Annotated in this window: 11 protein-coding genes; 5 read left to right on the forward strand and 6 right to left on the reverse strand. The window is 57.5% G+C overall.

Annotated elements, in window-relative coordinates; genetic code table 11:
- Window positions 1-104 precede the first annotated feature (104 nt).
- Together DW913_RS02605 and ptcA are read right to left on the reverse strand one after the other, a co-directional pair.
- Complete coding sequence (locus tag DW913_RS02605) at window positions 105-1,544, reverse strand: APC family permease (RefSeq protein ID WP_117797491.1); 1,440 nt, start codon at window positions 1,542-1,544, stop codon at window positions 105-107.
- Between the two features lie 133 nt (window positions 1,545-1,677).
- Complete coding sequence (gene ptcA / locus DW913_RS02610; protein WP_117646253.1) at window positions 1,678-2,751, reverse strand: putrescine carbamoyltransferase; 1,074 nt, start codon at window positions 2,749-2,751, stop codon at window positions 1,678-1,680.
- Window positions 2,752-3,080: 329 nt separating this feature from the next.
- Between ptcA and DW913_RS02615 the strand changes: the two genes are divergently transcribed.
- On the forward strand, window positions 3,081-4,046 hold the full coding sequence (locus tag DW913_RS02615; protein WP_158566176.1) for a response regulator transcription factor: 966 nt from the start codon (window positions 3,081-3,083) through the stop codon (window positions 4,044-4,046).
- Between the two features lie 326 nt (window positions 4,047-4,372).
- On the opposite strand, the gene DW913_RS10140 is transcribed toward DW913_RS02615, so the two are convergent.
- The 3 genes from DW913_RS10140 to DW913_RS02625 are packed head-to-tail and all read right to left on the reverse strand — an operon-like array spanning window position 4,373 to window position 7,348.
- Window positions 4,373-4,777, reverse strand: coding sequence for an FtsX-like permease family protein (locus DW913_RS10140; protein ID WP_233541974.1), 405 nt, complete (start codon window positions 4,775-4,777; stop codon window positions 4,373-4,375).
- On the reverse strand, window positions 4,774-6,573 hold the full coding sequence (locus DW913_RS02620) for an FtsX-like permease family protein (protein WP_233541975.1): 1,800 nt from the start codon (window positions 6,571-6,573) through the stop codon (window positions 4,774-4,776). The genes DW913_RS10140 and DW913_RS02620 overlap by 4 nt, the downstream gene beginning before the upstream one ends.
- The gene (locus DW913_RS02625; RefSeq protein ID WP_304999771.1) at window positions 6,563-7,348 is read right to left on the reverse strand and encodes an ABC transporter ATP-binding protein; all 786 of its coding nucleotides are present in this window, start codon (window positions 7,346-7,348) and stop codon (window positions 6,563-6,565) included. Before DW913_RS02625 ends, DW913_RS02620 begins: the two co-directional genes overlap by 11 nt.
- A 148-nt stretch (window positions 7,349-7,496) precedes the next feature.
- On the opposite strand from DW913_RS02625, the gene vsr reads away from it, so the two are divergent.
- The 3 genes from vsr to DW913_RS02645 all read left to right on the forward strand — a co-directional run bounded on the left by vsr (window position 7,497) and on the right by DW913_RS02645 (window position 10,593).
- Window positions 7,497-8,486, forward strand: a complete 990-nt coding sequence (gene vsr / locus DW913_RS10145) for a DNA mismatch endonuclease Vsr (RefSeq protein ID WP_233541976.1) — start codon at window positions 7,497-7,499, stop codon at window positions 8,484-8,486.
- Between the two features lie 497 nt (window positions 8,487-8,983).
- Window positions 8,984-9,913, forward strand: a complete 930-nt coding sequence (locus DW913_RS02640) for an AraC family transcriptional regulator (protein WP_158566177.1) — start codon at window positions 8,984-8,986, stop codon at window positions 9,911-9,913.
- Window positions 9,914-9,969: 56 nt separating this feature from the next.
- A complete protein-coding gene (locus DW913_RS02645) occupies window positions 9,970-10,593 on the forward strand; it encodes an HAD family hydrolase (RefSeq protein ID WP_117797494.1) in 624 nt (207 codons plus the stop codon).
- Between the two features lie 320 nt (window positions 10,594-10,913).
- Here the strand turns inward: DW913_RS02645 and DW913_RS02650 are convergent, their stop codons facing one another.
- Window positions 10,914-11,771, reverse strand: coding sequence for a class II fructose-bisphosphate aldolase (locus DW913_RS02650; RefSeq protein WP_022095149.1), 858 nt, complete (start codon window positions 11,769-11,771; stop codon window positions 10,914-10,916).
- A gap of 333 nt (window positions 11,772-12,104) precedes the next feature.
- On the opposite strand from DW913_RS02650, the gene DW913_RS02655 reads away from it, so the two are divergent.
- Complete coding sequence (locus tag DW913_RS02655) at window positions 12,105-12,908, forward strand: DeoR/GlpR family DNA-binding transcription regulator (protein WP_117797495.1); 804 nt, start codon at window positions 12,105-12,107, stop codon at window positions 12,906-12,908.
- Window positions 12,909-12,943: the final 35 nt, after the last annotated feature.

Here is a 12,943-nt window from a genome sequence, read left to right on the forward strand (position 1 = left end):
GGGCACGCCCCCGAAGAGGCTAGAGTGCCCGGAGTCGGGAGCGACAAGCCCGACGAAGCGTACTTTGGTACGCGAGGAGGGTTGGAGCCCCGAATCCGGGTGCTCTAGTCCTCTTCGGCCTCGGCGGCCTCCTCAGCGAGACGCTGAGCAGCCAGCTCAGGGGTGAGACCCTTGTACTCGGTCTCGCGACCCTTGGCGCTGACGACGCGGACGACCTCGCCGATGAGCACAAGCACGATGAAGATAACGATCATCGGGACCTTGTCGCCAATTTCATCGACGGAGAACGGAACCAGCGTTGCAACGATGGCCAGGATCAGCTCGATGCAGGGGATGGCCAGCATAACCTTCATCATGGCGCCCTTAAACGGGAACGTGAAGATGCGCTCGCGGTTCGGGTCGTTCTTACGAAGGTTGAGGAACGCCGGGAACATCGGGATGTAGGTGAGCAGCAGGAAGACGACGGAGGTGCCGAAGAGCATCCAGAAAACACCGTTGGAGATGGCGTCGATGGGAACGAGCTGCAGGCAGAGAACCAGGGAGGCAACGACAGCGTTGACCAGGTTGGCGCCGTTGGGCATGTCGTCATCCGAAATCATCGAGGCGAAGACCTTGGGCATGTTGCCATGCTCGGCAGCGTAGCGAGCGACGGAGTTGACGCCGAAGGACCAGGCGGCCATGTTGGCGAACAGGGTGATCAGGAAGGCGATGCAGATGACCTTAAAGATCATGGAGTCGCCCACCATGGTCTGGACTGCGACGATCATGCCGTAGTCGGGATCGATGGAATCGGCCGGCACGGCGGCGCCGATGCCGAAGCCGGCGAACAGGTAGATGACGGCAATGGACAGGCCACCGACGATGATGGCCTTGGGGATATCGCGAGCGGGATCGGCCATATCGTCGGTCATGGTGCAGATGACCTCGAAGCCCATGAAGTTAAAGATGATGATCGACAGGTAGCCGAGAGCGTTGGTGTTGGTGAGCTCGGGCAGGAAGGTGGCAGCGGACATGTCGTTCGCAAAACCGTTCTCCATGGCATACCAAATGCCCAAAGCGCCGACGATAACGGCGACGGCGACCTTGATGATGGCGCCACCGTTAAGGACCCACTCGGAGTCGGCCGCCTTGGAGCGACCCATAAGGTAGACAATCCACACAAAGGCAAGATCGATACCCATCTTGGCGATCAAGTTGAACTCGACGCCAAAGACCATGCCCAAAATGTCGGGGAACATGGTAGCCAGCGAGGCGATCCACAGCGGGTAGTTGACCCAGTAGTAGTACGAGATGCGGGCGCCCCATTTGTCGCCCAGGCCATCGCGTACCCAGTCGTAAATGCCGCCCTCGCCGTCATAGGTGGTACCGAGCTCGGCGACAACCATGCCGTAGGGAAGCAGGAAGGTCAGGATCAGGAAGATCCACCAGAAGAACTGCTGGTTGCCAATGGCAGCAGCAGGAGCGGCGGCCTCGCAAACGAAGACGACGCAGATGATGGTCGAAATGACCGTCAAGAAGGATAGCTTTTTCTTTCCGTCGCTCATGATGAGCTCCTTCGCTCAGTCTTGGACAGATCCGAGGCCCTAAGGTATTAAGGCAATTGCTTGGGCCTCGGTGAGCGGGCGACAGGAGACGAGCATCCGCCGCCCGCAAACGTGCTTTTAGAAGCCTTGAGGCTTAGAGCTGCTCGAGAGCCTCGAGAGCGGCGTGGAGCTCAGCCTTGGCGGAGTACTCGACACCCTCGTCGTTGAGCGGGGTGCGCTTGCCCAGGGCGGCAAGGAGAGCACGGATGGAGTGCTTGCGGTTCTCGGCCTCGACCCAGCACAGGGAGCGCTCGGGATCGTCCATGACCTCGTCGACGACCTCCTCGTTGCGGGTGGCCGGCAGGCAGTGCATGAACTTGGAGCCTGCGCCGGCGAAGTTCATCATGTCCATGGTGACCTGATACTTGGGATAGAACACGTCCATGTAGTTCTCGCCCGAGACCTCCTCGTCGTACAGGCCATACCACACGTCGGTGTAGATGAAGTCGGCGCCCTTGATGCACTCGATGTCGTCGGAGATGACGACCGAGCCGCCGGAGACCTTGCAGTTCTCCTCGGCGATGGCCATCATCTGCTTGCCGAACTCGGCGCGCTCCTCGACGGTGCCAACGTGCAGGCCGCCGTCGGGGATCTGGTGGCCCTTAGGTCCAAACTGGACAAACTTCATGCCGACCTTGGAAGCGATGAACATGAGGGAGACGCAGACCTGGGTGGCGTCGCCGATGAAGGCCAGGGTGCAGTCCTCGATCTTCTTGCCCTCGGGGAGGTTCTCGAGCATGGTCATGAGGTCGCCCATCTCCTGCGTGGGATGGTTGAACTCGGACATGCCGTTGATGACGGGCACAGCGGAGCCCTCGGCGAGGCCGACGACGTCCTTGTGACGGTCAACGCGAGCCATCATGATGTCGAGCAGCGAGCCCATAACGCGAGCGGTGTCGCCCAGGGACTCGTGACCGCCGAGCTGGATGGTGCCAGGGCCATAGAACTGAGCATGGCCGCCGAGGTCGGTCATAGCGGTCTCGAAGGAAAGACGGGTGCGGGTGGAAACCTGCTGGAAGATCATGCCAAGGCTCTTGTTGCGGAGCAGGTGCGGATAATAACCGTCAACCTTGATGGCCTTCTTCATTGCCAGGCCAAGATCCTCGATAGCCAGGATCTGCTCTTTGGTGAAGTCGTTGGTGTCGATGAAATCCTTAGGCAGTGCCATGTCGATTTCCTTTCCGCCGGTCTTGCCGACTATTACTATGAGGCGCTCGAACATCACGCCTCGTGTTGACAAGACCATCATTCACCCGTATGCAATTTTTACCTAGTTTATTCGGGATTAAAGACCGTTCACGGAGTTACACCCCCTCTAAACCAATATAAACCCGCAGGTAGCCAGCTTGCAGGGGGTTTACTATCTAGAACCGCGAACGGTATACGGCTATGCTGTATCTCGGCGCCTAATCCGCAATGTAACGAAGGGTTGAGACGTCTATATCCCACAAGATATACAGGACTCGGCCATAGATAAATGAGATGGGACGGTGGCAGATGAACACTCTGATGTTCTTCTATACCCTAGCGATACTCCTGATTTGTATTGTGACGGCAGTGCTTTCGCTTGCCGCCTATGCCTCGTCTCGTCGACGGTTCTTTATCTATGGCAGCGGCGTATTTATCTGCTATGCCATCGAGATGACCGAGATCTTCTTTTTTGAATACACGTTGCAAAACCAGAGTTTTCCAGCCAGCGACTATTACTCAATTACCATGCCTGTGTTGCGGACCCTTGTGGCGACCGCTTCACAAGCTTTTATCTGGCTCATTGCCATGGACTTGCTCGACAAACATTCAAAAAAGCAGTTTGTTATTCCCGTCGCAACGTTCTTCCTAAGCGAGCTGCTGATCATTGTCGCTGTCCCCTACGGCCCCATGCATCAATGGCTCTACTACACGATCCGTCAGGCATTCCTTGTATTTGTGGGGCTCTATATCTTTTGGACGGCGCATAAAAGCACGCAGGTCGAGCTTAAGGCGCGCGTCAACAATCAACGAAAGCACCTCATTATCGGCGCCATTCTGGTCGGGTGCATCGTTGCCGAGGATTTCTACAACATCCTTGTTGTTCCCATGAGCCTGGCACCCTCCTGGCTGCAACTGTACCTATCCGAGCGCAACTTTAGCGAGAACATCTTTGCGTGCTACTTTGCGATTCTGCTGATTATCTATGCCTATCACGTGCTTTCGATCCGCATGCAGGAGGCACCCGAGGAAAAGAACGTCAGCGATCTTGATCGACACATCGAAGAGCAGATGCCCTTCTATCGCAACGCCTACAAACTCTCCAACCGCGAGACCGAAGTCATGCGCCTGGTTGTGCTGGGCAAATCGAACCAAGAGATAGCCGACGAGCTATTCCTTGCCGTGGGCACCGTCAAGACCCACATCCACAACATCCTGGTCAAAACCGAGCAGCAAAACCGCACGACGTTGATCCTCCACTTTTGGAAGCGATAACCTGCCAAAAAGGGACAGGTTTATTTTGGCAGGTTTTATCTGGGCAAACGCCAACCGCCGCGAGAGAGCTGCCTTCTCTCGCGGCGGTCTTCTAGCAGAAAAACCAAGTGAGTAGGCTTTTTGCAGAAGCCCGAGCACACGCCAAAACGATATAGCTCTGACCTGCGGTTTTATTGAGTATTTGTCGCGATGTGCTCGGCAGGTTCAAAAAAGTCTGCTCACTTGTATCTGAGACGCACCAGGTTGGCAAAAACCGCCGCGAAAGGGTCCCTGGTCCCTTCGCGGCAGTCATACACCTCCGATTTTGCGACGATTTTGCCCGCTTGTTACTCGCTGTAACGGGTAGCAATAGCGGCTCGCACCATGCCGGCGCTCATGAGGTACGTCACCAAGAAGTAGCCGCCGTAGGCTGCCAGGAAGATTGCACAGGTGAGGCCCACGGTGCCGCCGATGCTCATATTTCCGAATATGCTCACCAGCTCGATGATCACCTTAAGTGCCACAAAGGAGTGCGCCAGGCCCACTGCCAGCGGGAACAGGAAGAATACCGCTTGCTGCGCCATCACCGAATGGCGAATCTGGCGGTCGTCACAGCCGATCTGTGCCAGCACACGATAGCTGCGGCTGCCGTCGGCCACATTGGAGAGCTGCTGGATCGACAGAATCGCTGCACATGCAACGACCAGCACAAAGCCAATGTAGATGGCTAGATAGCTAATCATGCCGTTCATCTGCGCTGCTTGCGTGTACATCTCGGAACGCTTGATGAAGACTCCCCATCCCCCGGCTCCTTGCCGTCAACGAGCAGAATGTCGAGCATGGTGTATTTAATGCTCTCGTCTGCCTTGGTCACATCCATCCCCTGCTTGTAGTTAACGAGCAGATTACTGGAATACGGCTGCAGATTAAGCTGGGACAGCAGCTCATCGGCTACGACCACGGTACCGGGATTGCTGCCCATCGCCGAGTTGGCGATGGCAGCCGTATCCTCGTCCGACTTGTCGCCAGCGGGCTTGAGCGTATGCCCGCCCAAGGTAAGGGCATGGCCGCCAGCCATATACTTGGTGTACAGGTCGCCCAGCTCACCGCCCATATCACACGTGAGCAGATACTGGTTCCGGCCAATGCTCACCGGCTCCTCGCCCATCATCTGGCGCAGTTTGTTGTACTGGCTCGCCGGCGTCACAAACAGACCCATCGCATCGGCGTTGCTTCCCTCGAGCGCCTTGGGAAGCTTTTTGCCCATGGCCTTGCACATCTCACCCGCCACCACCGAGGGGCCCGAGCCGCCAAGCGGATAACTCAGATACGAATCGATCTGCACATGCTCACCGGCAACATCGGCAATATCGACCTTTTTGCCGGTCTCGTCGTTGTTGTCCGCCGACTTGCGCTCGCCATGCCACGCAGCGTACAAATCGACCGTTGCATCGGCCAGCACCATGCGATCGGCCTCAGACGGATTGGCATACTCCTTGTAGTAGTCGAGCGTTTCGGGCGTGTAATAGACATACGTCTGAGACACGTCAACAGGGTTATAGCGCTCCAGGTTTTCATTCATCACGTTGGCAATTGACATACCGCACGTCACCGAGGTGATGGCCAAAAACAGGAGCATCGCGATGACACCCATCGAAAAGCACACCGCGTTGACCTTGGCCGCAAGCTGGCGCACGGTAAACATGTTGAGGCCGCGCCAATACACGCCGCGCAGGCTCTGCAGCAGCTTGATGAGCATGCCCGAGAGTCCCCAGAACAGGGCAAAGGTGCCCACGGTAACCATAGCGGTCGTAATACCAAACTGGTTCATGGCCTCTTGCAGCTTGCTGTCCGTCGCGGTTAGCGGGAACCCATCACGTAGCAGACGGTAATAGGCCACGCCCACAAGCACCGCACCCACGGCAAAGATGGCAATCGCGATCCAGGGGTTGCGTGTCTTGATGCTCTCGTTGCGACGCTCGGCACCCATAAGCTCGATGAGTTTGGTACGACGCACGGCGCGGAGGTTCAGCAGTAGCGTGAGCACAAACATTACGAGCATGCAGGCAAGGGTCAGATTGAACGCATGCATCGAGAAAAAGAAGTGGAAATCGGCGATCTGCGTCTTAAAGAGCGAGGCCGTAAAGAACGTCATGAGCTGGGAGAGTCCCACACCCAGCACAATGCCGGCGACAAAGGCCACCACCGAGACAATCACCGTCTCGAGCGCCATGATCGTGGCGACGCGCCCGCGCCCCATGCCGAGCACCTGGTACAGGCCAAACTCCTTTTTGCGGCGTTTCATGATGAAGTTATTGGCGTACACCATCAAAAAGGCCATGACACCGGCCAAAAAGTACGTCAGGTCGCCGAGCATACTGCCCATAACCTGCGCCAAGCCCTCTTCATCAATTCCGGCGATGTCGACCTGCATCGAGATAGTGTTAAAGGCATAGAAGACCGTGACGCCCAGGGTGAGCGTCAAAAGGTAGACGAGGTAGTCGCGGCCGGCGCGGCGGACGTTGCCCCAAGCGAGTTTACAGAGCATCGGAGCCCTCACCGCCCATCATGGCAACGACCTCCATAATGCGGTCGAAGAACTCTCGGCGGTCGGTGTCGCCGCGGCGCAGCTCGGTGAAGATCTTGCCGTCGCGGATAAACAACACTCGGCTCGTGTAGCTGGCGGCAAAGCTGTCATGCGTGACCATGAGCACGGTGGCGCGCAGGCGGCGATTGAGGGCCTCCAGGCTCTCGAGCAGCAGGCGGGCGCTCTTGGAATCGAGGGCGCCGGTGGGCTCGTCGGCCATGATCATGGTGGGGTCGGTGACGAGCGCGCGAGCCGCGGCAACGCGCTGCTGCTGACCGCCGGACATCTGGTAGGGATACTTGTCGAGCACCTGACTGATGGACAGGCGCGCTGCCACATCCTGCACGCGGGTCGAGATCTCCGCCGAGTTCATGCGGGCGATGGTGAGCGGCAGGGCGATGTTCTCGCGTGCTGTGAGCGTATCGAGCAGGTTGGAGTCCTGGAAGATAAAGCCGAGCTCCTCGCGGCGGAACTGCGAGAGCTTGGCCTGCTTCATGCGCGTAACGTCCTGCCCGTTGATGCGAATGGTACCGCTCGTGGCACTATCGATGGTCGACACGCAGTTGAGCAACGTCGACTTGCCCGAGCCCGAGGCGCCCATGATGCCCACAAATTCGCCGCGGTTGACGGTAAAGCTAACGTCGTTGAGCGCGCGGGTCACATTGCCCAGCGCGCCATATACCTTTTCGAGATGCGCGACCTCCAGTACCGGGGTCGCCATGTGCGTGGTTTGCATACCGAGTCCTTTCTTGCGATTAGTCTACGGCATCTATAGTCGCAAGAAGCCGAGTCGGCTACCATCGATATGGCTTACGCTTGCCTTACCGTTGTGTAAGGTACGGGTAGCTACCCTGTCACGTGTTGATGTTGAGAGAGGACTCCTGTTGAAGACTGTTCATGTTGCCGCTGGGATCATTCGCAAGGAAGGATCCGATGAGCTGCTTGCCGTGCAGCGCGGCTACGGCGACATGCAGGGACTTTGGGAGTTCCCGGGCGGCAAGCTCATGCGCGGCGAGACGCCCGAGGACGCCGTACGCCGCGAGCTCATGGAAGAGCTGCAGGTCAAAGTCACCAACCTGCGCGATTTCTACACCGTTGAGTATGACTACCCCGATTTTCATCTCTCCATGGAGTGCTACTACTGCTCGCTGGCCGATGAATCCGATGAGCCCCAGAAGCACGACCGCCAGCTCGATATCCGCTGGATTCCGCGCACCTCACTTGCCACCGTTGAGTGGATGCCCGCCGACAAAGGGCTCATTGATGCCCTGATTGAGCTGAAGGAAGACCGGCTTGAGGCCAACAGCACTGCCAACGACGCCAAGGCCACCGCGACCGACAAGCCCGCCACCAAGCCCAAGCGCGCACCTAAGCGCCGCAGCAAAAAGCGTCCCAAGCCCGGTCTGCTCGACGGCATCGACACCTCGGACCTCTCCGCTGACGAGCGCGAACTGGTCCGCCGTCGCGCCGCCATCAAAAAGTCCATGAAAGGCAACAAACGCGCCAACACCAAGCCCGAGCTGCTCGTACGACAGCGCCTGCGTGCAGCGGGCCTTACGGGTTATCGCTTGGAATGGAAGGTTCCTGGCAAGCCCGACATCGCCTTTCCCGGCCGCAAGATCGCCATCTTCGTCAACGGCTGCTTTTGGCACCGCTGCCCCAAGTGCAACCCTAGCCAGCCCAAGCGCAACGTTGAGTTTTGGGAGGCAAAGTTCCGTCGCAACGTCGAGCGCGACCGCGCTGCCGTGGCAGCACTCACTCAAATGGGCTGGACACCCATAACCATCTGGGAATGCGAGCTCAAAAAAGACTGCATCGACGCCACCATGGAAAAGGTCATCGAGCAGGTGCGCGCCGCAGAGCCGCAGCGCTAACAGCGAGCATTCACACGCTCCGCACGTCCGCGCCACGTCTACGCCACAAACCTTAGAAAGCCCTTAAGCTCAAAACCTTTCAAGAGTGTTACTCGATAGCTTTTACCTGCGGTTTCATCGGAACACCAAACCAGATTAAGCCTTTCTTTAGCGCTTCTTTGCAGCAGCCGCGGCATAATACTGCCAACGCACGGGACCTAGCAGCACACCCCGTGCGCAACCTTTTGGTGGACATCGAGGAGGCCGCATAAGCATGCATTCTTCCAATGACGCAACACAGCAGCCATCCCTAAAACATGCAGACCTTTTCTCCTTCCCCCCGACACAGAGAAACGGTCTCCTCGACTCCCCAACCACAAAAGCCAAACGCTCAACCAACCAGAGCCACAACTTGCGAGCATCGTTCGAAAAGCTCCAAGCATCCCTAAACAAGGCGTTCCCCGAACAGGCAAGAGCAATCTAAGCCCATCGCGCTTTATACTGATGCCATGCGAAACATGGATCACATAGAATTGCACCACGGAGGACGCGAGGAAGCGTTTCCCGAGACCGCCGAAGACTGGCCCTATATTGCCGAACGCGCAGAATTCGCTCGCTATCCGGGCAATTCCGTCCCCTGGCACTGGCATTCCGAAGTTGAGCTTTTCTACATGGAACAGGGAGCGATTGACTATCGAACGCGCGCGGCTCATGAGCATGTACGCTTTGAGGAAGGGTCCGCCGGCTTTATCAACGGCGGCGTTTTGCACAGCACGCTGCAATCACCCAATTCGGCACCAGCCATTCAAATGTTGCATATCTTTCAGCCGTCGATGCTCGGCGATCCCGCGGGACGCCTTCAAAAGCGCTATATCAATCCTTTGCTGCAATGTCGAGGCGTCGATGTGCTCAAATGGTCGCCCACCAACCCCGACGATATGCCCTTTATCGATTTGCTAAAGAGTTCCTTTAACCACGACCTTCAACGGCCGCAGAACGAGATGGCGCTTCGGAATAGCTTGTCAGAGCTCTGGATTCAGATTTACGCCAAGGCCGAACCGCTCTTTTCCTCCGACAACGCCTCTTGGATGACCAACCGCGACGTACAGTTCAAGGCAATCCTGGACTATATCCGCGCAAACTATGCAGCCGCTGTAGATGTGCCCCAGATGGCATCTGCAGCCGGCGTAAGCGAAAGAGAGTGTTACCGCATTATCGAAGCTTGCGCAGGAACGACCCCGGCGGCATATCTGCGCGCATACCGCGTAAACCGTGCTTGCGAACTTTTGGCACACACCACGCGAACGGTCCAGACAGTCGCGCGCCAATGCGGCTTTGCGACAGCAAGCCATCTTGGCCAGGTATTTAAAGAACAAATGGGATGCACTCCTTCGAGCTATCGAGCAGCGAGGCAGAATCTCGATAGCACCAGGCAGAAATCCCGCTAGCCCTTCTTCTGTCACTGCATCAAACTTGCAGGCAAACAACAGAGAGGAGCAATCATATGAAGCACTTTGACCATATCGTATTTGACGTTGATGGGACATTGGCAGATACAGAAGAAAGCGTTCTATCATCGCTTGTCCAGATTGTCCAAGAAGAGACCGGCAAAACGCTCCCCCGACACGAGCTTGAATTTGCCCTCGGCATACCCGGCAAGGATGCCCTTGAGAAACTTGGAATCTACTCGCAGGCAACGTTGAATCGCTGGTGCCAAGTTGCCGCCAGTTTTAAAAGCACCATCAGCGTGTTTCCAGGCTTGCTTGAAGTCATCGCAACACTCGCCAACAACGGCTGCAAACTTGGCATCGTCTCCTCACGTGCGCGCGACGAATACACAGACGAAATTGCACCCCTTGGCTTCGATAAGTTTTTTGAACACATCATCCTTGTCGAAGACACAACCGAGCACAAGCCTTCGCCCGCACCCATGCTCGAATATCTCCGACGTACGGGCGCGAATCCTGGCAACGTCGTCTACGTTGGCGACACCGTCTACGACGAACAATGCGCAACTTCAGCAGGGGTCAGTTTTGCCAGAGCGGCATGGGGATCACACCAAGACATCCCAAACGCCACCTACAACCTCAAAACCCCCAACGACCTACTAACCATAACAACCAAGTAACCCCCGCGCCCCACCCTTTCAGCCCCAACGCCACAAGGGCGATTGAACAGGACAGCTTGGGCGGGCCCCGCACTTAGTTTCCAAAATCATTCCGCAGCGCGAAGGCTTCTTATTATTTTCCGCCCAACGCCACAAGGACGACGACCTCGAGTAGGTCAACCTGGGAGGGACGAGGGCTTAGTTCCCCAATCTTTCCGCAGGGGGCAAAAAGCCTCGCCGCACGAAGTGCGAAGCGAGGCTTTTTGCATGCCCGAGGACGATTGGGGAACTAAGCCCTCGTCCCTCCCCGGGATATGTAGCGAGTCGGAGTACCCTTGCTGTTACTCTGCTTTGCCCACAGAGTTGAGGTTGGTCATGCGGATCTTAACCAGCTCGGTGATCTCACGCATGCCCTCCTTGGCCGGCTTCTTGGGGTCGAAGCAGGCAGGGTTCTCGGCCATGTAGGCCATGAAGCCCTTGGTGTAGGCCTGACGCAGCTCGGTGGCGTAGTTAACCTTGCAGATGCCGTTCTTCACGGCCTCGGCAACCTGCTCATCGGGCACACCAGAGGTGCCGTGCAAGACCAGCGGCACGTCGACGGCGTCGCGGATGGCCTTGACCACGGACTGCTCGATGTGCGGATCGCTCGTGTACACGCCGTGGCTGGTGCCAACGCCAATGGCCAGCGAAGTGCAGCCGGTGCGCTCGACGAACTCCTTGGCCTCGGCAGGATCGGTGTAGGGGCTCTCGCCCTCAACCGCGGGACCGTCGTCCTCCTTGCCGCCAACCTTACCGAGCTCGGCCTCGACGGGCACGCCCATGGCGCGGCCAGCGTCGGCAACGGACTTGGTCAGGGCGATGTTGTCCTCGAAGGACTCATGCGAACCGTCGATCATGACAGAGGTGTAGCCAGTGCGGAAAGCCTGCATGCAGCGGTCATAGCCATCGCCGTGATCGAGGTGCAGGGCGACGGGCACGGAAGCGCGCTCGGCGGCAGCCTTGACCATGCCGTAGAAGTAGTCCAGGCCAGCGGTCTTAATGGTGCCCGGGGTGGTCTGCATGATGACGGGGGACTTGGTCTCCTCGGCAGCGGCTAGAACGGCCATAACAAACTCGAGGTTCTCGACGTTGAAAGCGCCAACAGCGTAGTGGCCGGCCTGAGCGTCCTTGAGCATCTTTTCGGTGGTAACAAGTGCCATGAGCGTTTGCTCCTCTCCCTCGCCCGCATCTGGACATCGGGCGTACGTGTCCGCAAAGCCTATTCCTTGCGTTTTGCTGCGCCCATTGTATGAAAATCAGTGGCTTTGCACGTGCGAGATATTGAGCCCATGCAGGTCAATACAGTCATTTTTGAAAAGTAAACGGAAGGAATTGGAGCCGAGTGGGCGTGTTCGATATTGAGTTTTGAGCCTTGAGCGTCTTTCTTTTATAGAAAAGATAAGTAATCGAAAGGCGTTTTCTTACTTAAAAAGAAAATGAACGAAAATAGATTCAACACAATTCCTGCAAATTAATGTGAGAATGGAGCAGCTATGGCCCATGCGACAACCCGAGCCTTCGCCGATGAGCGTCGTGCCGCCATCATGGAGATGCTCGAGCATAACGCCTCGGTGCAGGTGGCAGAAATCGCCCAGACCTTTGGCGTGTCCTCCGTCACCGCCCGCGCCGACCTGGACGCGCTCGCCGAATCCGGCAAGCTGCGTCGCACGCATGGCGGCGCCGTGTCGCTCCACAAACGCCTAACTGTCTCCACGCAAGATCGCCGCATCAACGTAAATGTCGCCGCCAAGCAGGCCATCGCACAAAGTGCCATCGAACTCGTCGGCAGCGGTGACACCCTGCTCGTCGACTCGGGCACCACGGCGCTCGAGTTCGTCCGGCTCCTCGATCAGCGCGATGGTATCACCGTCATCACGGCCGACATTACCATTGCCGATTACATCGACGAGAGCATGCCCTCAGTCGATGTCGTCATGCCGGGCGGGGCGCTGCGCAAAGGCCATCGTTATCTGTACGGACCGCTCACTATGCAGGCGCTCCAAATGGTCCACGCCGATCTTGCCGTCATGTGCCCTGGAGCTTTTGTTCCCGGCTGCGGCTTTACGACCGACTTTCCGCAGATGGCCGAGACCAAAACTGCCATGATCTCCGCCGCCCGTCAAAGCGTCGCCCTCATGGACGCCAGCAAGGTCAACGGACGCGGCATGTACCGTTTTGCCGAGCTTGCCGACGTCGACACCATCGTGATGGATAGCGACTCCGATACCGCCGTCGCCACCTCAATCGCCGAGGCCACCGACGACGCCCGCCCAAATCTCATCATCGCCGGCGCTTAAACAAAAACCACCACAAAGGTCTCCTTTGTGGTGGT

Origin of the sequence: Collinsella sp. AM42-18AC, assembly GCF_003467965.1 — a bacterium.
GTDB lineage: Bacteria > Actinomycetota > Coriobacteriia > Coriobacteriales > Coriobacteriaceae > Collinsella.

Excerpts from the sequence above, each read along its gene's own strand:
- DW913_RS02650 (WP_022095149.1), bottom strand. The coding sequence starts at position 11,771 with ATGGCACTTGTTACCACCGAAAAGATGCTCAAGGACGCTCAGGCCGGC.
- DW913_RS02645 (WP_117797494.1), top strand. The coding sequence starts at position 9,970 with ATGAAGCACTTTGACCATATCGTATTTGACGTTGATGGGACATTGGCA.
- DW913_RS02640 (WP_158566177.1), top strand. The coding sequence starts at position 8,984 with ATGGATCACATAGAATTGCACCACGGAGGACGCGAGGAAGCGTTTCCC.
- DW913_RS02620 (WP_233541975.1), bottom strand. The coding sequence starts at position 6,573 with ATGCTCTGTAAACTCGCTTGGGGCAACGTCCGCCGCGCCGGCCGCGAC.
- DW913_RS02625 (WP_304999771.1), bottom strand. The coding sequence starts at position 7,348 with ATGCAAACCACGCACATGGCGACCCCGGTACTGGAGGTCGCGCATCTC.
- DW913_RS02655 (WP_117797495.1), top strand. The coding sequence starts at position 12,105 with ATGGCCCATGCGACAACCCGAGCCTTCGCCGATGAGCGTCGTGCCGCC.
- ptcA (WP_117646253.1), bottom strand. The coding sequence starts at position 2,751 with ATGGCACTGCCTAAGGATTTCATCGACACCAACGACTTCACCAAAGAG.
- DW913_RS02605 (WP_117797491.1), bottom strand. The coding sequence starts at position 1,544 with ATGAGCGACGGAAAGAAAAAGCTATCCTTCTTGACGGTCATTTCGACC.
- DW913_RS10140 (WP_233541974.1), bottom strand. The coding sequence starts at position 4,777 with ATGAACGGCATGATTAGCTATCTAGCCATCTACATTGGCTTTGTGCTG.
- DW913_RS02615 (WP_158566176.1), top strand. The coding sequence starts at position 3,081 with ATGAACACTCTGATGTTCTTCTATACCCTAGCGATACTCCTGATTTGT.